Origin of the sequence: Mesorhizobium sp. M2E.F.Ca.ET.219.01.1.1, from assembly GCF_004016445.2 — a bacterium.
GTDB lineage: Bacteria > Pseudomonadota > Alphaproteobacteria > Rhizobiales > Rhizobiaceae > Mesorhizobium.
Map to the genome: position 1 here is coordinate 214,769 of NZ_SADT02000003.1, position 19,450 is coordinate 234,218.

Here is a 19,450-nt window from a genome sequence, read left to right on the forward strand (position 1 = left end):
CTAATGTTCAGTCGAATCGCCGCTTTCGTCCTGTGCCCGGCGCTGCTTGCAGCGGGCGCCTGCACGCGAAGCGACGACGGCACGGTGATCGTTCCAAGCCGGATGGATGTCAGGCGTGTCTGGGACGAGGCGCCGCCGGGAACGGCCGTCTCGCGGCAGATCGTGTCGAATGTGTTTCCCCCGCCGCCGAGCGCGCCGGCAAGCCTGCCGGCGAGCCCGACCGTCCGGCGCCATTCCAGACCCGCTTCGGCGAAGCCGTCCTTCGGCCAGGATTTGCCCGACCCGGCAGCCGGCGAGCAGAGCCCCCTCACCTGCAGGAATGTCGGGGAAGACGGCAAGCGCTATCGCGTCATCTGCGAATAACGTTCCTTCATTCCGTGGACCCAGTGCCGGCCGGACAGCGCCGAACAACCGCCGGCGTAAGAAACCGAGCCGCCGTCGCGATCACGGATTGCTGATGAAACCTTCGACCGGTGGTGGACGTTTTCTGGCACTGATGCGATCCGCGCTGCACCCAGGAGACTGAAGATGTCGATTCACTTCACTGTCTCTGGCCTGACCAGGAACCTGATCCATTCGCTTGGGTTGGATCATGAGCCGGCGCCGAGGCCCCTTACCCCGGAACAGAACCTTCTGCTGGATTGTTACATGGCCGGGCAGATCCCGGACTCGGCCTGGAGCGACTATGTCTTCGAGATGCCGGAGTTGGAAAAACATGCCCAACTCAGGCGTGCCAGGTCAGGCGTGCACGGCCTCACCTGAAACGGTGAGCCTGCCGCTCATTTCTTCGGCGAGTTGAACTGCAGCGTGAAGACGTTGCCGGGAATGCCTTGCGCCAGCGCCGGCGAAAGGCTGAGCGGCAGGCAATCATTCAGCGCCTTTATCGCCGCATCGACATAGGCCTTGCGCGCCTTGTCGTCGCCGGCGACATGAATGGCGGTTGTTTTAGGCGGCCCGATCAGCGTGCCGTCGCGCTTGAAGCTGAAGCTGAGCGTGACCGAGGAATTGTCGGAATTGGCCGGCGGCGTCCAGCAGGCGAGCAGGGCGGCGCCGACCTCGTTCATGCCGTTGAGCGGTGCGGTGGCGCCCGCTGGAAAGGGCACAACCGACAGCGCGCCCGCCATCATCAGAAATCTTGCCGTGTTCATCGCAGGTCCTCGTCGCCGTCGCTCTGCCCTGACGGCATCGTACGATCCATGACGAGGATGACAATAGGCTTTCAGTCCACCCGTCGATGGTGCAATCATACTGTCATGATTTCGGCGATGTCCGCAAAAAAGCAAAAGGCCGGCACGGAGCCGACCTTTCCCTTGCCTCGCCATCGCGCCAGTACATCCGTGGTCGCTGCGAGGACTGAGATCAGTAGACAGGCCTTGGGTAAACGAAACCTTAACCGCCGCTAGGCTCTCGCCTGCGATTTCACATGCGCGATGTAGCCGCGCACGTCGCCGGCCGGTTCCGCATAGGCCTTGCCGAGCTTCTTCTCCAGCGCCGCCATGTACTCCTGCGCCCATTTGGGCAGTGGGTAGTCGACGACCGCCAGGAATTCGAGCGTTGCCCCCAGCCTTATATCGGCGATCGACGGGTGGTTGCCGCCGATGAACGGTTTGCCGTTGCGGAAGAATGAGTGAAACACCTCGAGCGGCTCGGCGATCGCGGCCATCGCCGCCTTCTGCGCTTCCGATTTCTTGTCGGGATGGGCGTCGCTGTGGCCGACCTCGCCGGCATATTGCGGGAAGCCGAGCGCCGGATAGGTGGCGCGCGCGACATAAGGATAAAGCGTGCCGATCAGATAGAACATGGCGCTGTCGATCATCGCCCGCTTGGCTGGCGCCTTCGGATAGAACTTCTCCAGCCCGTGCTTGTTGGCAAGATACTGCATGATGGCGCAGCTTTCCCACAGCACGCCGCGCGGCAGACGCTTGTCCTCGATCATCGGCGTCAGATGCGCCGGATTGCGCGCCAGGAACTCAGGCGAGCGCGTATGGCCCCAGGCATCGGTCTCGGCGGGATCGAGGCCGGCCGCGCGCGCGAACACCCTGACCGTCATGTTGTTGACGCTCGGCCTCAGCATGCTGAGTTTTATGCCGGGCTTCTTGGCCGGTTTGGCCTTGGCTTTAGGTGCGGCCTTTGCCGTCACTTTAGGTGCGGCTTTAGTTGTCGCCTTAGGCGCGGCTTTTGCCGTCGCAGCCTTCGCCGTCGGCTTTGCCGCGGCCTTGGCCGTGGGTTTCTTCACGCTCTTCGCTGCAGCCTTTGCCATCTGTTCCTCCCCTTGTGGCTTGCTCAATATGGATTCTTCGCCGTCCGCTCATCCGACAGGGTTTCGCGCGACCGCTCGACCAGCGCCTGGATGGCGTCGGCCAGATGGAGTTCGGCGATATTGTAGTCGCCGCGCGCCACGCGAATCTTGTGCGCCTCCATCAGCACGTCTGCATGGGTGAAGCCGGCCGGCGGCTCGAAACGGTAGGAAGCAAGCTCGATCAGCAGCCCCAGCGGGTCCTCGAAATAGATCGAATCCATGAAGCCGCGGTCCTTGACGCCGCTGTGCTTGATGCCGCGCTCGTCGAGCCGCACGACCGCCTGCAGGAAGGTGACCCGCGACACCGCGAAGGCGATGTGGTGGACGCAGCCGATATCGGTCGGCGTCCGCCGCTTTACCGGGGTCCGGCTCTCGTCGGTGAAGACGGTGATCAGGCGACCGTCGCCCGGATCGAAATAGAGATGGCTCTCGCTAGCCTTGTCGAGATTGGGCTGCTCGAAGATGAAGGGCATGCCGAGCACCCCTTCCCAGAAGTCGATCGAGGTCTGGCGTCCGGCGCCGACCAGCGTGATGTGATGAACGCCTTGCGACTGCAGCTTCCGCATTGGTTCCTCCCCGCATTCCGCTCGCCTCTTCCGCCGGGCAAGTTCGAAACCGCATTCCCTGGCGCCTTCGGCCAGAGGAGCATGATGTAATGCTAGTTCAATCCGCGATACCACGCCAGAAGGGACATGTGCCGCTAGATCTGAACCTGGACCGAAAGACCTTGTATGGCTGAGGGGGAAATCGAACCCCTAGTTCCCGCCGTGGCAATTGCCCCTCGCGAGGCAACGCTCCTCGAAACGCGTACATCATTCGAGGCCGGCGGTCCGCAACCCCTCGATATAGGCGGCGCGATCCTGCTCCCGGATCATCGGGTAATATTTCTCCACCCAATGGACCGACAGCTTTGGATGGAGTCGCTTCACCTCTGAAAGGGCATGTGTCGCCTCATCGAGATCCCCTGCCATTCCTGCCGCGGCGGCCAGCGTACGCCACGCAGCGCCAAAATGTGGCCGAAGCTGCACTGCTCGGCGCTCGAAACTCGCTGCGTCGACATATCGTTGGGCAACGAAGTGACACATCCCGGTCACGGTCAAAATTCCCGGCTGCTGCGTGGAATCGCGCGGGCTAAGTCGCTCGGCGATCGCCAGATGATGCAGGCCGTCCTCAGGCATTCCACCAAAGCCGTACGCGGCGCCCAGAATGACATGTGCGATGGCCAGGTTTGGATTGAGCGTGATCGCATCGGTTAGTGTGGTGATGGCAGCCTGCGTTCGGCGTGCCATCATGTGCACGTAACCGGCGGCGAAATGCGTCCAAGGATCGTCGGCATCATGCGCAATGGCTCGCTGAGCCATCTCATTCGCTTTCGGAAGAACCTCGGCCGGCTCCGCCAATCCGAGCAGCACCCGGGATGCCATCGTCCAGGCGAGCAGGCTATTGGCACGCGGGTAGTCCGGGTCAGCGTCTACGGCCCTGCGTAGCAGTTGCTCGGCGACCGCGAGTTCGCTTTCTGAGCTCCAGCTCCATATGTGAGGCATCGCCTTCATTACGAAGCCCCAGGCGTCCAGGCTGGCGGGAGGCCGGCTGATGTAACGCTGATGCTCTGCCGCATAGAGTTTAGGTTCGACGGCACCGATGACGCTATCGGCGATCTGATCCTGTAGCGTGAAGAAATCAGCCAGTTGGACGTCGTAGCGCTCTGTCCATACTTGGCGCCCAGTGGAGGTCTCACTCGCCTCGGCGCTGATCCTGAGCCGCTGACCCGAGCGGCGAACACTGCCGCTCAGCACGTAGCGGACTCCGAGTTCACGCCCGACCTGTTTCACGTCGATGGTTTTGTCCCTGTAGCTGAAGGACGAGTTGCGGGCGCAGACGAAAAGCCACCGCAGCCGCGCCAGCCGCATGATGATATCTTCAGCCAGGCCGTCGGCAAAATATTGCTGCTCGGCATCGTCGCTCAGGTTGACGAAAGGGAGCACGGCAATCGAAGGCTCAGGCTCCGCAGAATTTTGCGCGGCTGCCGCCTCGTTGAGCCTCTCGATCGCGCCGGTGAAACGGTAACCAACCCGCGGAACGGTTGCGATCCACTCTGTTCCGTCTGCCATGGAGCCGAGAAGGCGCCGCAGGGATGCGACCTGAACCGAGAGATTGCTTTCCTCGACTGCGGTCCCAGGCCAGGCGGCGTCCAGTAGTTCGGACTTGGTCAGGACCTCACCGGCGTTCCTTGCCATCGCCGACAGGAGCAGCAGCCCCCGGTAGCTGATCGCGACAGGCAGGCCCTGCCTCAGAAGCGTTCCCGCCTCGGGGTTGAGCACAAAAGGGCCAAATGCGAGCCGCTGCTCCGGCATTGCGAGACATTACGTGTTTTCGGGGATTTTCGGAACTATTCGGCCGCGCTTCGATACGTTTTGCAGGCGGCCTGACATCTTGGCTCCAGCTCAGCCACAGGAGAGCGTGAATGCCTGGGAGCCGCGATTACCCGACGGTAGCAACTGAACCCCCGACTGTACGGCAGGCTCAAAGCCCTCCCGGACGTGAGGAGGAGTTCCGTGCCGCGCTCGATCGCTACATGGTCTTTTATGTCGAACAACAAAGACACCATACGGAGTCCGTCGAGCGGTCTGGCGAACGCGCAGGCTCGTGTCTGCCGAGGCGGAAACGTGAAACGTCCTGCTGGGACCTTTCACCGGTGAAAATCATCGACAAGTTTCGCAGCAGTCCCAAATCGTATCCGTTGGGAAAGTTGCTCGTAAAGCGCCTCTAGGCCGGCGGACGGCTCAGCAGTCTGGACCGACTCGGACATGCTTTGCATTGTCGCGATAGCTGTAGCTGGGGTAGGGTCCAATCGAGACCTGCGTTTTTAAGATGGCGCCTGTCCCACGGAACTCTCTGCCCGCAGTGACCGTTTAGCGGTTGATGGCATTGGCTGATGACATCCAGATGGCGGAACGGCACGTTCTGCAAGCCGAGCGACACATAAAGTGCCAGCGCGCGCGCATCGCCGCGCTGAAGCAGCGTCGGTTGCCCCGGGGCAAGGCGGCCACCTTCCTGCAATTGCTTGAAGACGCGCAATCGATGCACCTCCAGCATCTGTCGAGGTTGTTGGAGCAAGCATCACGCGAAAGAACCGCAGCCGAATCAGCCGCCGTCTCCCTTGCTGCGGAATGACCAGCCCTGCGGAATTGTCTTCGAAAGTCGGTTTTTGGAAGCTTGGTACGCCCAAGGGGAATCGAACCCCTGTTCCCGCCGTGAGAGGGCGGTGTCCTGACCGCTAGACGATGGGCGCGCTCAAGAACCGGCTACATAGGCTGGCGGCCGCGAAAAAGCAACTGGGGTTTCTGGCACCCGGACCACTTTACCGAACGGCCCTGGTCAGACCTGCCGTTTCGGCTCGATCAGGTCCCAGAGATTGCCGTAGAGATCGGCAAACACCGCCACCGTGCCATAGGCCTCGTGGCGTGGCGCCTCGCGGAACTCGACGCCCCTGGCGAGCATCGCCTGATGGTCGCGGGCAAAATCGTCGGTCTCGAGGAAGAGAAAAACCCGGCCGCCGGTCTGATTGCCGATGCGGCTGGCCTGCTCCTCGTCGGCTGCCTCCGCCAGCAGCAGCCGTGCGCCCTTGCCGTTGGCCGGCGCGACGGTGACCCAGCGCTTGCCGCCGCCGAGGTCGACATCGTCGATGAGCACGAAGCCGAGCCGCTCGACATACCAGGAGATCGCCTCGTCGTAACTGCCGACGACAAGGGCCACGGTCGCGACGCTGCGGCGTTCGGCAAAGCCGCTCATTTGTTTCGGGCTCATTTGTTTCGGATTGGGAATTGGCCGATCACGCGGCGCTCGGCGATGTCGTAGACGAAGATCGACCGGCTGCCGTCGGCAAGCTCGGCATCGATCGACAGGCGGTTGCCGGAGAGCGACTGGCTGATCACCTTGGCGCCCACGGGAAGCACGATGTCGCCCGAGAGCGACGCGCCGACCGGAACCTGGACATCGCCGACGGGCGCTGATCCGGCAACAGGCGCGTTGCGCGCTTTGTAGACAAGCGCGCCGATCACCACCATAAGGGCGAGAAACAGAAGGCCGAGATTGACGATCATGAAGCGAACGAGCTTGCGGCGCACATTCTCGGCCGCAGGGTCGAGCGGCTTTTCCTCATCTTCTTCGGCGATCGGCCGGGCCATGGCTAAACAATCCGCAACGGGTTTCGATGAGCGCTCATAACGAAGAGACCCCGATATTGATAGAGGACGAATTGGCCGACGAGGAATCCGGCGAAGCCGTCGCGCTGGAAGCCGGCCCCGACGCCGCCGGCCAGCGCCTCGACCAGTGGCTTGCCGCCCAGCTCGACCCGGATCTCTCGCGCAGCCGCGTACAGGCGCTGATCAAACAAGGCGCGGTCTCTATCGACGGCAAGCCGGTGCTGGAAGCCAAGCGCAAGCTGACGGCCGGCGAGCGCATCGAAATCCTGGTCCCCGCGCCCGAACCGGCCGCGCCGCAAGGCGAGGACATTCCCCTCGACATCCTCTACGAGGACGACGAGCTGGTCGTCATCAACAAGCCGGCGGGACTGGTCGTCCATCCCGGCGCGGGCAACTGGACCGGTACGCTGGTCAACGCGCTGATCCATCATTGCGGCGAGACCCTGTCCGGCATCGGGGGCGTTAGGCGGCCGGGTATCGTCCACCGGCTGGACAAGGAAACCAGCGGCGTCATGGTCGTGGCCAAGACCGACCGCGCCCACAAGGCCCTGTCGGAGGCCTTTGCCGACCATGGCCGCACCGGCGATCTCGAACGCGCCTACCTGGCGCTGGTCTGGGGCATTCCGCAGCGGCCGACCGGCACGATCGACGCCCATCTCGGCCGCGCCGCCGACCGTGTGCGCCGCGCGGTCGTTCCCGAGGGCCGCGACGACGCCCGTCATGCCGTCACCCATTTCAGCGTCGTCGAGCGCTTCGGCGTGGAACAGCAGGCCTTTGCCACCGCAAGCCTGGTCGAATGCCGGCTCGAAACCGGCCGCACCCACCAGATCCGCGTCCACATGGCCCATATCGGCCATCCGGTTGTCGGCGATCCGGACTACGGCCAGGCCTTCCGCACCAAGGCCAACCGGCTGCCCGCACCCTTGAAAACCAAGGTCAAAGCCTTTCCCCGGCAGGCCCTGCACGCCTGGCTCCTTGAATTCCGGCACCCGACCACCCACTTAACGATGAGGTTCGAAGCGCCGATGCCCGGAGACATGGAGGAACTCGTCGGCGACTTCCGGAGACTTTGAATTTCACCCGCCACGAAACAAGCTGCAAACCAGCCATCAAAAAACCTGACCGGCGTTGTTCACTTCAACGTGACAGACTGTTTAGCGTTGAACAAATGCCTGTCTTTTCTGGTTTTGTTCCTATATACACAGGTTGTCGCGGATGAGCCTTTGGCATCCGTGACGAATGCCCGCCGCGTTTCGGGGGCATCCACTCCAAAGAGAGAGGGGGCGCTATCATGGCCCAATCATTACCCAGTATTGTTTCCGGTGAAGGCGGTCTCGCCCGTTACCTGGAAGAAATCCGCCGCTTTCCGATGCTTCAGCCGCAGGAAGAGTACATGCTCGCGAAACGCTACGCCGAGCATCAGGACACCACGGCTGCGCACAAGCTCGTCACCAGCCATTTGCGGCTCGTCGCCAAGATTGCCATGGGCTATCGCGGCTACGGCCTGCCGATCGGCGAGGTGATCTCGGAAGGCAATGTCGGCCTCATGCAGGCCGTGAAGAAATTCGAACCGGAGCGTGGTTTCCGGCTCGCCACCTATGCCATGTGGTGGATCAAAGCCTCGATCCAGGAATACATCCTGCGCTCGTGGAGCCTGGTCAAGATGGGCACCACCGCCAACCAGAAGCGTCTGTTCTTCAACCTGCGCAAGGTGAAGGGCAAGATCCAGGCGCTTGACGAAGGCGACCTGAAGCCCGACCAGATCGCCGAGATCGCCACCCGCCTCAACGTTTCCGAGGCCGAAGTGGTGTCGATGAACCGCCGCCTGTCGGGCGACGCCTCGCTCAACGCTCCGATCCGGGCAAGCGAAGGCGAGTCCGGCGAATGGCAGGACTGGCTGGTCGACGACCACGAAAGCCAGGAAGAGATGCTGATCGAGCAGGACGAGCTGGAAAACCGGCGCTCCATGCTGTCGGGCGCTCTGTCGGTCCTCAACGACCGCGAGCGGCGCATCTTCGAGGCGCGCCGCCTCGCCGAAGAGCCGCTGACGCTGGAAGAGCTCTCGGCCGAGTTCGACATCAGCCGCGAGCGCGTGCGCCAGATCGAGGTGCGCGCCTTCGAGAAGGTGCAGGACGCGGTCAAGGCCGCCGCCAAGCGCCAGATGCAGGCGCTGCGCACCATCGAAGCGCAGCCGGCGGCTTAATAAGCTCGAAAGCATTACGCAAAAGACAAAACGGCGGCGCCACGATCTGGCGCCGCCGTTTTTTTATTGGCGAAGGCGGCGAACCAGCCCTTTCTCCCCGTCACTATACTGGGAGAAATGCCCGGCAGGGCAATGAGGGGCAGCGCCGAGCTGCGAGGTATCGTTCCAACAATCGGATCGGGAGCCGGCGCGCTCATCCTCCGACCGCCGCGCCGCCCCTCATCCGCCCTTCGGGCACCTTCTCCCCGTTGACCGGGGAGAAGGAAAAGGCTCACGCCGTCGGCTGCTTGGTCTTGCGCAGATAAGGCAGCACCGTCTCATACGCCCCAAAACGCTTGATCGCATCCTCGTTGGAGACCGCGGCGGTGATGATCACGTCCTCGCCCTGCTTCCAGTTGGCCGGCGTCGCCACCTGGTGCTTGGCGGTCAGTTGGATGGAATCGATGACGCGCAGGATCTCGTCGAAGTTGCGCCCCGTGGTCATCGGATAGGTCAGCACCAGCTTGATCTTCTTGTCCGGGCCGATGACATAGACCGACCGCACGGTGGCGTTGTCGGCCGGCGTGCGGCCTTCCGAGCTTTCGCCAGCGCCGGCCGGCAGCATTTCATAGAGCTTGGCGACGTGAAGGTCTTTGTCGCCGATCAGCGGATAGTGCACGGTATGGCCGGTAGCGGTCTTGATGTCGGCCTGCCACTTGTCGTGGCTCGACACCGGATCGACCGAGATGCCGATGATCTTGACGTTGCGCTTTTTGAACTCGCCCTCGAGACCGGCCATGGTGCCGAGCTCGGTGGTGCAGACCGGCGTGAAGTTCTTTGGATGGCTGAACAGCACCGCCCAGCCGTCACCGATCCAGTCATGGAACTTGATGGTGCCCTGCGTGGTCTCGGCGGTGAAATCCGGCGCGACATCGTTGATACGAAGACTCATGACGCTCTCCCAACCCTTTTTTGTGAAGCAATGACCGGCATGGACCGGCGCGGGTGCTAAGCTAGCACCATCGCGGTAACGGTCCAACGTCGGGAGCCGCAATCGAGAACGTCACCGCGCGAAATTTTTCCGCGACCGCCGGTAATCCGCGACAGTTATTCTGCTTGCGAAGATAGGGGAGCCGCTCAGGCCTTCTTCACCGCGAGCGTCAGCGCGAGATCTTCCATGCGCTGCGCAAGCGCGCCAAGCGCGGTTGTCAGCACGCTGTCGCTCTTGTCGGCCTTGGTCAGCGCCTCGTCGCGCGTCTTGCGCAGGGTCAGCACCTCGCTTTCCATGCCCTTGACGCGCTTGGTGAGCTCCGAGAGTTCGTCCATCACCATGATGCCGGCCATGACGGTGAGCCGCTGGTCGCCGATCTCGCCGAAGGAATCCTTCAGATGCGAGACATAGCGGTCGAAGCGCTCGGCAAGGTCGATCAAGTGCTCTTCCTGGCCCTCGTCGCAGGCCATGCGATACTGCTTGCCGTCGATGGAAACCGTGACCTGTGCCATTGCGCTACCTGTCCAGCACCGCCCGGATGGTTTCCATGGCGGTCACCAGCCGTCGCGACACTTCCTTGTTGGCGTCTTCAAGCCGCTCGGCACGCGCCTCGGAATTATCGAGCTCCTGTGCCAGGCGCGAACGGTCGGCGTTCATGCGCTGCACCTCGGCCTCGGCTTCCGAATAATCGCGCTCATGCTCGAGCTTCGCCGCCACGGCGTTTTCCAGCCCTTCCATGGCCTTGCCCAGCCTGGCGATGACTTCCTTGAGGGTCGTTTCCCCGGTCATGGCCTTCGTCCTATGCCCTGCCCATCACCGAATCGCACGCATTCAGAACGCGTTACCTCGGAAAGATTAGGCGCCGGGTGAAGGGCGCGTCAACAAAGCTCTCGCGACTGTCCCCCGCTATCGCTAATGTAAGCCGCCCGACCCACAAAAAGACGCCATCACAAGCCCGGCAAAATCCGTCCCGATTTGTTGACTAAAAGGCCGCGCCTGCTATGTGTCGCGGCATCCTTTTCCAAGGGTTCTCCCCAGGCTCCAACCCACTTCCGGAGGAAGCATGACCTCGCGTGAACAACATGATCGGATGGCCAACGCGATCCGTTTCCTTTCCATGGACGCCGTCGAGAAGGCGAATTCCGGTCACCCCGGCCTGCCGATGGGCTGCGCCGACATCGCCACAGTCCTGTTCAGCCGTTTCCTGAAATTCGACGCCAAGGCCCCGCACTGGGCCGACCGCGACCGCTTCATCCTGTCGGCCGGCCATGGCTCGATGCTGCTCTATTCGCTCCTCTACCTCACCGGCTATGAGGACATGACCATCGACCAGATCAAGAATTTCCGCCAGCTCGGCTCCAAGACCGCCGGCCATCCCGAATACGGCCATGCCGCCGGCATCGAGACCACCACCGGTCCGCTCGGCCAGGGCCTGGCCAATTCGGTCGGCTTCGCGCTCGGCGAGCGCATCATGAACGCCGCCTTCGGCAATGATCTCGTCAACCACTACACCTATGTGCTGGCCGGCGACGGCTGCCTGATGGAAGGCGTCTCCCAGGAAGCCATCGCGCTGGCCGGGCATCTGAAGCTCAACAAGCTGATCGTCTTCTGGGACAACAACAACATCTCGATCGACGGCCCGGTTTCGCTGGCCGACAACACCGACCAGGTCGCCCGCTTCCAGGCCTCGGGCTGGAACGCCAGCCACATCGACGGCACCGATCCGGAAGCGATCGCCTATGCCATCGAGGCGGCGCGCCATTCCGACAAGCCGACGATGATTGCCTGCAAGACCACCATCGGCTTCGGTGCCCCGACCAAGGCCGGCACCAACAAGGCGCATGGCTCGCCGCTCGGCGCCGAGGAAATCGCCGGCGCCCGTAAATTCTTCAACTGGGAGTCGCCGCCCTTCGAGATTCCCGCCGACATCCTCGACGCCTGGCGGGCCATCGGCACGGGCGGCGCCAAGGCGCGCGCCGACTGGGAAGGCCGCCTGGCCAAGGCCGAGCCGAAGCTCAAGGCCGAGTTCGAACGTCGCATCGCCGGCAAGCTGCCTTCCAATTTCGACGCCGTCATCGCCGACTACAAGAAGAAGCTGTCGGCCGACAAGCCGAAAGTCGCCACCCGCAAATCCTCCGAGATGGTGCTCGAAGTCATCAACGGCGCGGTTCCCGAAACCATCGGCGGCTCGGCCGACCTCACCGGCTCCAACAACACCAAGACCAGCCAGACCAAGAACATCACGCCCGACGACTATGGCCAGCGCTATGTGCACTACGGCATCCGTGAGCACGGCATGGCGGCGGCCATCAATGGTCTCACGCTGCATGGCGGTCTGATCGCCTATGGCGGCACCTTCCTGTGCTTCTCCGACTATGCCCGCCCGTCGATGCGGCTCGCCTCGCTGATGGGCATCCGCTCGATCTTCGTCATGACGCATGACTCCATCGGCCTCGGCGAGGACGGCCCGACCCACCAGCCGGTCGAGCACATGGCGGCGCTGCGCGCCATCCCGAACCACAACTTCTTCCGCCCGGCCGATGCGGTGGAAACCGCCGAATGCTGGCAGATCGCGCTCGAATCCGAAAAGACGCCGTCGACCCTGGCGCTGACCCGCCAGAACCTGCCGACGGTGCGCACGGAGCATTCGGCGAAGAACCTCTCCAGCCAGGGCGCCTACGAGCTTGCCCCGGCAAATGGCGAGGCGGTGGTGACGATCTTCGCCACCGGTTCCGAGGTCGAGATCGCGCTCGGCGCGCGCGACCTGCTCGAAAAGCATGGCCATCCGACCCGCGTCGTCTCGGTGCCCTGCTTCGAGCTGTTCGACCAGCAGAGCGACGATTATCGCGCCAAGACCATCGGCAACGCCAAGGTGAAGGTTGCGATCGAGGCCGGCATCCGCCAGGGCTGGGATCACCTGATCGGCACCGACGGCATTTTCATCGGCATGCACGGTTTTGGCGCCTCCGGCTCGATCGAGCAGCTCTATCCGCATTTCGGCATCACCGCCGAGGCCGCGGCGAAGGCGGTCGAGACTCGTCTGCACGGCTGACCGGCTGCGTCAATTCGCGGGGCCGCAAATAGGCGGCTCCGCGATGCTGGACCAACCTAATCGATTTAAGTTCGACCTTCTGCGGCTGGATTCTTTGGCCCATCGCCGCTATGAAGCAGCGGACCCAATCGCCCCAGTCCCTAGGGAGAAAACAATGACCGTCAGAGTTGCCATCAACGGATTTGGCCGTATCGGCCGCAACATCCTGCGCGCCATCCATGAATCCGGCCGCAAGGATATCGAGGTCGTCGCCGTCAACGATCTCGGCCCGGTTGAGACCAACGCGCACCTCTTGCGCTATGACAGCGTGCATGGCCGCTTCCCGCACGAGGTGACCGTCGACGGCGACCAGATCTCGGTCGGCAAGGAGAAGTTCAAGGTCACGGCGATCAAGGATCCGAGCCAGCTGCCGTGGAAAGAGCTCGGCGTCGACATCGCGCTTGAATGCACCGGCATCTTCACCGCCCGCGACAAGGCCGCCGCGCATCTGACCGCCGGCGCCAAGCGCGTCCTCGTCTCGGCACCGGCCGAAGGCGCCGACCTCACCGTCGTCTACGGCATCAACCACGACAAGCTGACCAAGGACCACGTCGTCATCTCGAACGCCTCCTGCACCACCAACTGCCTGGCGCCGCTGGCGGCCGTGCTGCATGAGACCGTCGGCATCGAGAAGGGCATGATGACGACGATCCACTCCTACACCGGCGACCAGCCGACGCTGGACACCATGCACAAGGATCTCTACCGCGCCCGCGCGGCAGCGCTCTCGCAGATCCCGACCTCGACGGGTGCCGCCAAGGCGATCGGCCTGGTCCTGCCCGATCTCAAGGGCAAGCTCGACGGCATCTCGATCCGCGTGCCGACCCCGAACGTCTCGGTCGTCGACCTCAAGTTCATCGCCAAGCGTTCGACCTCCGCGCAGGAGATCAACGAAGCGCTGATCGCCGCCTCGAAGGGCAAGCTGAAGGGCATCCTTTCGGTCACCCACCACCCGAACGTCTCGATCGACTTCAACCACGATCCGCATTCCTCGATCGCGGCGCTCGACCAGACCAAGGTCATGGACGGCAACTTCGTTTCGGTGCTGTCCTGGTACGACAATGAGTGGGGTTTCTCGAACCGCATGGGCGACACCGCCGTCGCCTTCGGCAAGACCATCGCCTGATCCAAGGTTCATTGGCAGTTTGAAACGCCCGGCTTTGGCCGGGCGTTTTCATTTAAGACCTGGCGGAGCACAAGTTGCGTCGTCATTCCAGGGCGGAGCAAGGGCGGAGCCCGTGGACGACGACAGGAAAGCGGCTCCTCCATTTCCCGACGCCAGCAGAATCCAAAAAACCACGCCGTTGCCTTGCACTGGTCATGTCTTCGCCCCACTCTCCCTTAAACCGACAAATGAGAGGGACTTGAGGGGCACTGGCTGATGGAGCATGCGATCTATCTTGTGACGCTGGTCGGCACCGCGCTCGTTGTTGCCGCCGCGTTTTCGAGCCTGATCGCCTTCCGCTTCGGCGCTCCTTTGCTGCTGCTCTTCCTCTGCATCGGACTTGCCACCGGCGTCGACGGGCTCGGCATTGAATTCGACAATGCGCGGCTGGCTTATTTTGCCGGCTCACTGGCTCTTGCGATCATCCTGTTCGATTCCGGTTTCGGCACCCCGCTCAACGCGCTCAGGCAAGCGGCCGGACCCGCTCTGTCGCTGGCCACGATCGGCGTGATCCTGACCACCGGCATCTTTGCCGCCGCCGCGTCCTATGTTCTCAAACTCGATTGGCTGGAATCCTCGCTGCTTGGCGCCGCCGTCGCTTCGACCGACGCGGCCGCGGTGTTCTTCCTGCTGCGCGCCGGCGAGATCCATTTGCGCGAGCGGGTGCGTTCTACGCTGGAAGTGGAATCCGGCACCAACGACCCGATCGCCATCTTCCTCACCATCACCCTTGTCGAGATCATCGCCGCGCATGCCAACCCGGAAGCCAATGTGCTGGCCACCAGCCTGTTGCTCGGCTTCCTCGTCAATATGGGGCTCGGCGCCGTCATCGGCGTGCTCGGCGGCTTTGGCATCGTGCGGCTTGTCGAGCGGCTCAATCTCGATCACGGCCTGCTGCCGATCTTCGTGCTGACGCTGTCGCTGATGGTGTTCGCGGCGGCCGGCGCGATTGGCGGCTCGGGCTTCCTTGCTGTCTACCTTGCCGGGCTGATTGCCGGCAATTCCGATATCCGCGCCGTCACCATCCTGAAGCGCTTCCAGGACGGCATGTCATGGCTGGCGCAGATCATCATGTTCCTGATCCTCGGTCTGTTCGCCACGCCCTCGCAGTTTCCGGCGATCCTGGTGCCGGCGATCCTGCTCGGCCTGTTCCTGATCTTCGTGGCGCGGCCGGTCGCCGTGTGGCTGTGCCTGATCCCGTTCCGCCTGCCGCGGCCCGAGGTCGCCTTCGTCTCCTGGGTCGGCCTGCGCGGCGCGGTCTCGATCCTGCTCGCCATCACGCCGCTGCTTGGCGGCCTCGAGCATGGCCGGCTGATCTTCAACGCCGCCTTCATCATTGTGCTTGTCTCGCTGGTGGTTCAAGGCTGGACCGTCGGCCCGCTGGCGCGCCGCCTCGGCCTGATCGTGCCGGCCCGGCTCGGGCCGCTCGACAAGGTCGAGCTCGAATTGCCGGGCTCGGCCCATCACGAGCTGCTCGCCTATCGCGTGGCGCCCGGCAGTCCGGTGGCGCGCGGCGAGCGCATCCCGCGCTGGGCAAGGCCCTCGCTGGTGCTACGCGACGGCCGATCCATGCGCTTCCAGGACATGGGCCGGCTCACCGCCGGCGACCAAGTCTACATCTTCGTGCCGGACCGCTACCCACGCCTGCTCGACAAGCTTTTCGCCAGCCGTGCCATCGTCGATCCCGAGGATGCCGATTTCTTCGGCGCCTTCGCGCTCGATCCGGCCCGCCCGGCGGCCGAACTTGAAGCTGCCTATGGGCCTGGCCTGACAGAAGCCGAGCAGAGACTCACCGTCGCAGCGCTGGTTTCGGAGCGGCTCGGCGGCCGTCCCGAATATGCCGACCGCGTCGTGATCGGTCCGATCGAGCTGATCGTGCGCGATGTCGACGAAAAGGGCAGGATCACCGGACTTGGCCTCTCCTTCGAGCCAACCGCGCCGGTGGCGCGCGTGCCGGTGTTCATGAGCGCCGGCGAGATCGGCGACCGCATAGCGGCGCTGATCCGCAACTGGCGCAGGCCGGTGGAAAAGCAGCCGGTCGAGGACGTCCCGATCGACCCCGTGGCGCCGGCACCGGGCGAGCAAAAGGCAACCGGCGAAGGCTGATGTCTCACGGCGACATCATTTTTGCGCGCGCGCCGTCGACGCGACCCTTGCATCGTCCTTCGCGCCGGGTAAGGTCGCCCGCGTTTTCGCTAAAGCAATTCCAGGAAGAGTGTGGGCGGTTTTCCGTCCGGAATTGCGTCAAGGCACCAGGAAGGAACGACGACCATGGCCAGCTTCAAGACACTCGATGATATCGGCGCCGTCAGCGGCAAGCGCGTGCTGGTGCGCGTCGACCTCAACGTTCCCGTCGCCGACGGCAAGGTGACCGACGCAACCCGCATCGAGCGCATCGCGCCGACCATCGCCGAGCTCTCGAAAAAGGGCGCCAAGGTGATCCTGCTTGCGCATTTCGGCCGTCCCAAGGACGGCCCCTCTGCCGAGTTCTCGCTGGAGCCGATCGCCAGGGCCACGGCTGAAGTTCTCGGGCGCCCGGTCGGCTTCGCCGCCGACTGCGTCGGCGACAAGGCCGCCGAAGCGGTTGCCGCCATGAAGGACGGCGACGTCCTGCTGTTCGAAAACACCCGGTTCTACAAGGCCGAGGAGAAGAACGAGCCCGCCTTCACCGAAAAGCTCGCCGCCAATGGCGACATCTATGTCAACGACGCCTTTTCCGCCGCGCACCGGGCACATGCCTCCACCGAAGGCCTGGCGCGTCATTTGCCGGCCTATGCCGGCCGCACCATGCAGGCCGAGCTCGACGCGCTGGAGAAGGGCCTCGGCAATCCGGTTCGGCCGGTGGTGGCCATCGTTGGCGGCGCCAAGGTCTCGACCAAGATCGACCTTTTGATGAACCTGGTGAAGAAGGTCGACGCGCTGGTGATCGGCGGCGGCATGGCCAACACTTTTCTCGCCGCGCGCGGCACCGATGTCGGCAAGTCGCTTTGCGAGCATGACCTTGCCGGCACCGCCAAGCAGATCATGATCGAGGCGGCGGAAGCCGGCTGCGCCATCATCCTTCCCGCCGACGGCGTGGTCGCCAAGGAATTCAAGGCTGGTGCTGCGAGCGAGACCGTCGCCATCGAGGCCGTGCCGGCCGACGGCATGATCCTCGATGTCGGTGCAAAGACCGTGCAGAGCGTCAACGACTGGATCGACCGTGCCGCGACGCTGGTCTGGAACGGCCCGCTCGGCGCCTTCGAGATCGAGCCTTTCGATCGCGCAACGGTGGCGGCGGCAAAGCATGCCGCGGCCCGCACCAAGGCAGGCAAGCTGGTGTCGGTCGCCGGTGGCGGCGACACGGTGGCGGCGCTCAACCATGCCGGTGTCGCCGACGATTTCACCTATGTTTCGACCGCCGGCGGCGCCTTCCTCGAATGGATGGAAGGCAAGCCGCTGCCCGGCGTCGAGGTGCTGAAGCGGTAAGACCGGCAAGGGGCGACCAACTCAGGGCTGGCCGATTTCAGTCGCGAAAACTTTCAATCGATTCGTGCTTTTCGACGCCATTCCATTGGCGGTAGAGTTCCGCTAAGCGCGGAACCGACACCGTCAAGGAGAGCACCCATGAGCGAACGTCTCGAAGATATTGCCGCTGCCATCGTGGCCGGTGGTAAGGGCCTTTTGGCCGCCGATGAGAGCTCCGGCACCATCAAAAAGCGCTTCGACGTCATCGGCGTCGAATCGACCGCCGACAACCGGCGCGACTATCGCGAGATGATGTTCCGCTCGAAAGAGGCTATGACGAAGTACATCTCCGGCGTCATCCTCTATGACGAGACCATCCGCCAGAAGGCTGCCGACGGCACGCCGCTGGTCGATATCATCAAGGCGGCCGGCTCCATTCCAGGCATCAAGGTCGATGCAGGCGCCAAGCCTCTTGCCGGCTTTCCCGGCGACACCATCACCGAGGGCCTGGACGGGCTGCGTGAGCGGCTCGCCGACTACTACAAGCTCGGCGCCCGCTTCGCCAAATGGCGCGCGGTGATCGATATCGACACCGGCAGAGGCGTGCCATCGGCCAATTCGATCGCCTCGAACACCCATGCGCTGGCCCGCTATGCCGCGCTCTGCCAGGAGGCCGGCATCGTGCCGATCGTCGAGCCGGAAGTGCTGATGGACGGCGCGCATTCGATCGACACCTGCTACGACGTCTCCAAGGCGACGCTGGTCAAGCTCTATGACGAGCTCTACGCGGCGCGCGTCGTGCTGGAAGGCTCGATCCTGAAGCCGAACATGGTCATCTCCGGCAAGAAATCGGGCAAGACCGACAGCCCCGAGGAAATCGCGGAAAAGACGATCAAGCTGTTCCGCGAAGTGGTACCGGCGGCGGTGCCGGGCATTGCCTTCCTCTCCGGCGGCCAGGAGGACGAGGAGGCGACCGCCAACCTCAACGCCATCAACGCCATCGGCCCGCATCCTTGGAAACTGACCTTCTCCTATGGCCGCGCGCTGCAGGCCGCGCCGCAGAAGGCATGGAGCGGCAAGGCCTCGAACATCGCCGCCGGCCAGGCCGCCTTCACCCACCGCGCCCATATGAACCATCTGGCGGCGCTCGGGAAATGGCAGCCGGCGCTTGAAAAAGCCGCCTGACGTTTATCCATCTCGTTCATCGACAACCCGGGCCAGTGGCCCGGGTTTTGTTTTTTGCAGGCCGCACTCCTACCTGAGGCAGCGATGTCGGGTCGCGCCGATGTCGAACGTCCTTGGCAGGAGAGGACAGGAGATGGTCATGCAACGCAATGCCGTGGTTTCACGCGAGGACTGGTTCGAAGCGCACCGAAAGCATCTTGAACGCGAGAAGGAACTGACAAAGTTCCGCGACCTTATTGCCGCCGAGCGGCGGCAGCTGCCCTGGTTCAAGCTGCGCAAGGATTATGTGTTCGAGAGCGAAGCGGGGCCGAAACGCCTTGGCGACCTGTTCGCCGGTAAGAGCCAGCTTATCGTCTATCATTTCATGATGACGCCCGGTTGCGATCATCGTTGTCACGGCTGCTCGTTCCTCGCCGACCATATCGACGGCGCCAACCAGCATCTGAAACATCATGACGTATCGCTGGTCGTCGTTGCACGCGCGCCGCTGGCCGAGATCCTGCCCTACAAGCAGCGCATGGGCTGGAAGTTCGACTGGGTGTCGTCCTATGCGTCGGATTTCAACTTCGACCTGCAGGTCTCCTTCACCGACATGCAGATCGCGGCGGGCGACACCACCTACAATTTCGAGAAGCGACCGTTGCGCTCGAAAGACCTGCCCGGCACCAGCATCTTCTACCGCCACGGCAATGGCGACATCTTCCTCACCTTCCTGTCGCGGGCCCGCGGTGGGGACGCGCTGATCGGCGCCTATCACTATCTCGACATGACGCCGAAGGGCCGCGGCGAGACAGGCCCCTATCACAACCTGATGGACTGGGTGCGCCTCCACGACGAATACCAGGACAGGGACGAGGACCGGCCGGACTGCTGCGCGTGATCGTC

At 63.4% G+C, this 19,450-nt stretch carries 20 protein-coding genes and 1 tRNA gene; 11 read left to right on the top strand and 10 right to left on the bottom strand.

Translation table 11 applies throughout. The annotated features are described in order from the left end of the window. Positions 1-3: 3 nt before the first annotated feature. Positions 4-363, top strand: a complete 360-nt coding sequence (locus tag EN862_RS18260; protein ID WP_127865669.1) for a hypothetical protein — start codon at positions 4-6, stop codon at positions 361-363. 165 nt (positions 364-528) lie between these two features. After that, the gene (locus tag EN862_RS18265; RefSeq protein ID WP_127865668.1) at positions 529-762 is read left to right on the top strand and encodes a hypothetical protein; all 234 of its coding nucleotides are present in this window, start codon (positions 529-531) and stop codon (positions 760-762) included. Between the two features lie 17 nt (positions 763-779). On the opposite strand, the gene EN862_RS18270 is transcribed toward EN862_RS18265, so the two are convergent. The 4 genes from EN862_RS18270 to EN862_RS18285 all read right to left on the bottom strand — a co-directional run bounded on the left by EN862_RS18270 (position 780) and on the right by EN862_RS18285 (position 4,653). After that, positions 780-1,124 carry a hypothetical protein gene (locus EN862_RS18270; RefSeq protein WP_245489385.1) on the bottom strand — a complete coding sequence of 115 codons (345 nt, stop codon included), beginning with the start codon at positions 1,122-1,124 and terminating at the stop codon, positions 780-782. A 275-nt stretch (positions 1,125-1,399) separates the two neighbouring features. Continuing rightward, positions 1,400-2,260, bottom strand: a complete 861-nt coding sequence (locus EN862_RS18275; protein WP_127865667.1) for a glutathione S-transferase family protein — start codon at positions 2,258-2,260, stop codon at positions 1,400-1,402. Positions 2,261-2,283: 23 nt separating this feature from the next. Beyond that, positions 2,284-2,865, bottom strand: coding sequence for a VOC family protein (locus EN862_RS18280; protein ID WP_127865666.1), 582 nt, complete (start codon positions 2,863-2,865; stop codon positions 2,284-2,286). Between the two features lie 246 nt (positions 2,866-3,111). After that, the gene (locus tag EN862_RS18285; RefSeq protein WP_127865665.1) at positions 3,112-4,653 is read right to left on the bottom strand and encodes a winged helix-turn-helix domain-containing protein; all 1,542 of its coding nucleotides are present in this window, start codon (positions 4,651-4,653) and stop codon (positions 3,112-3,114) included. Between the two features lie 574 nt (positions 4,654-5,227). On the opposite strand from EN862_RS18285, the gene EN862_RS18290 reads away from it, so the two are divergent. After that, on the top strand, positions 5,228-5,473 hold the full coding sequence (locus EN862_RS18290) for a hypothetical protein (RefSeq protein WP_127865664.1): 246 nt from the start codon (positions 5,228-5,230) through the stop codon (positions 5,471-5,473). A 43-nt stretch (positions 5,474-5,516) separates the two neighbouring features. Here EN862_RS18290 and EN862_RS18295 read toward each other — a convergent pair. From EN862_RS18295 to EN862_RS18305, 3 genes are all read right to left on the bottom strand, one after another. After that, positions 5,517-5,591 (bottom strand) — tRNA-Glu (locus tag EN862_RS18295). 86 nt (positions 5,592-5,677) lie between these two features. After that, positions 5,678-6,091, bottom strand: coding sequence for a VOC family protein (locus EN862_RS18300; RefSeq protein WP_127865663.1), 414 nt, complete (start codon positions 6,089-6,091; stop codon positions 5,678-5,680). Between the two features lie 11 nt (positions 6,092-6,102). After that, on the bottom strand, positions 6,103-6,486 hold the full coding sequence (locus EN862_RS18305; protein ID WP_127865662.1) for a fimbrial protein: 384 nt from the start codon (positions 6,484-6,486) through the stop codon (positions 6,103-6,105). A gap of 26 nt (positions 6,487-6,512) precedes the next feature. Here EN862_RS18305 and EN862_RS18310 point away from each other — a divergent pair, with 26 nt between their 5' ends. Both EN862_RS18310 and rpoH read left to right on the top strand, forming a co-directional pair. Beyond that, positions 6,513-7,577: an RluA family pseudouridine synthase gene (locus EN862_RS18310; protein WP_127865661.1), complete on the top strand. Its 1,065-nt coding sequence runs from the start codon at positions 6,513-6,515 to the stop codon at positions 7,575-7,577. 218 nt (positions 7,578-7,795) lie between these two features. After that, positions 7,796-8,707 (top strand): RNA polymerase sigma factor RpoH, encoded by a 912-nt coding sequence (gene rpoH, locus EN862_RS18315; RefSeq protein WP_127865660.1) that lies wholly within the window; start codon positions 7,796-7,798, stop codon positions 8,705-8,707. A 271-nt stretch (positions 8,708-8,978) separates the two neighbouring features. On the opposite strand, the gene EN862_RS18320 is transcribed toward rpoH, so the two are convergent. The 3 genes from EN862_RS18320 to EN862_RS18330 form a co-directional block, all read right to left on the bottom strand. Beyond that, complete coding sequence (locus EN862_RS18320; RefSeq protein ID WP_127865659.1) at positions 8,979-9,638, bottom strand: peroxiredoxin; 660 nt, start codon at positions 9,636-9,638, stop codon at positions 8,979-8,981. A 185-nt stretch (positions 9,639-9,823) separates the two neighbouring features. Further along, a complete protein-coding gene (locus EN862_RS18325) occupies positions 9,824-10,189 on the bottom strand; it encodes a cell division protein ZapA (RefSeq protein ID WP_127865658.1) in 366 nt (121 codons plus the stop codon). Positions 10,190-10,193: 4 nt separating this feature from the next. After that, positions 10,194-10,466, bottom strand: a complete 273-nt coding sequence (locus EN862_RS18330; protein WP_023763725.1) for a DUF4164 domain-containing protein — start codon at positions 10,464-10,466, stop codon at positions 10,194-10,196. 274 nt (positions 10,467-10,740) lie between these two features. On the opposite strand from EN862_RS18330, the gene tkt reads away from it, so the two are divergent. From tkt to EN862_RS18360, 6 genes are all read left to right on the top strand, one after another. Next, on the top strand, positions 10,741-12,729 hold the full coding sequence (gene tkt, locus EN862_RS18335) for a transketolase (protein WP_127865657.1): 1,989 nt from the start codon (positions 10,741-10,743) through the stop codon (positions 12,727-12,729). A 154-nt stretch (positions 12,730-12,883) separates the two neighbouring features. Continuing rightward, a complete protein-coding gene (gap, locus tag EN862_RS18340) occupies positions 12,884-13,894 on the top strand; it encodes a type I glyceraldehyde-3-phosphate dehydrogenase (protein WP_127865656.1) in 1,011 nt (336 codons plus the stop codon). A 255-nt stretch (positions 13,895-14,149) separates the two neighbouring features. Then, the gene (locus EN862_RS18345) at positions 14,150-16,039 is read left to right on the top strand and encodes a potassium/proton antiporter (protein ID WP_245519640.1); all 1,890 of its coding nucleotides are present in this window, start codon (positions 14,150-14,152) and stop codon (positions 16,037-16,039) included. Between the two features lie 165 nt (positions 16,040-16,204). After that, positions 16,205-17,401 (top strand): phosphoglycerate kinase, encoded by a 1,197-nt coding sequence (locus EN862_RS18350; RefSeq protein WP_127865655.1) that lies wholly within the window; start codon positions 16,205-16,207, stop codon positions 17,399-17,401. A gap of 138 nt (positions 17,402-17,539) precedes the next feature. Beyond that, positions 17,540-18,565, top strand: a complete 1,026-nt coding sequence (locus EN862_RS18355; protein WP_127865654.1) for a class I fructose-bisphosphate aldolase — start codon at positions 17,540-17,542, stop codon at positions 18,563-18,565. 139 nt (positions 18,566-18,704) lie between these two features. After that, positions 18,705-19,445, top strand: a complete 741-nt coding sequence (locus EN862_RS18360) for a thioredoxin family protein (protein ID WP_127865653.1) — start codon at positions 18,705-18,707, stop codon at positions 19,443-19,445. The last annotated feature ends 5 nt before the right edge of the window (positions 19,446-19,450 follow it).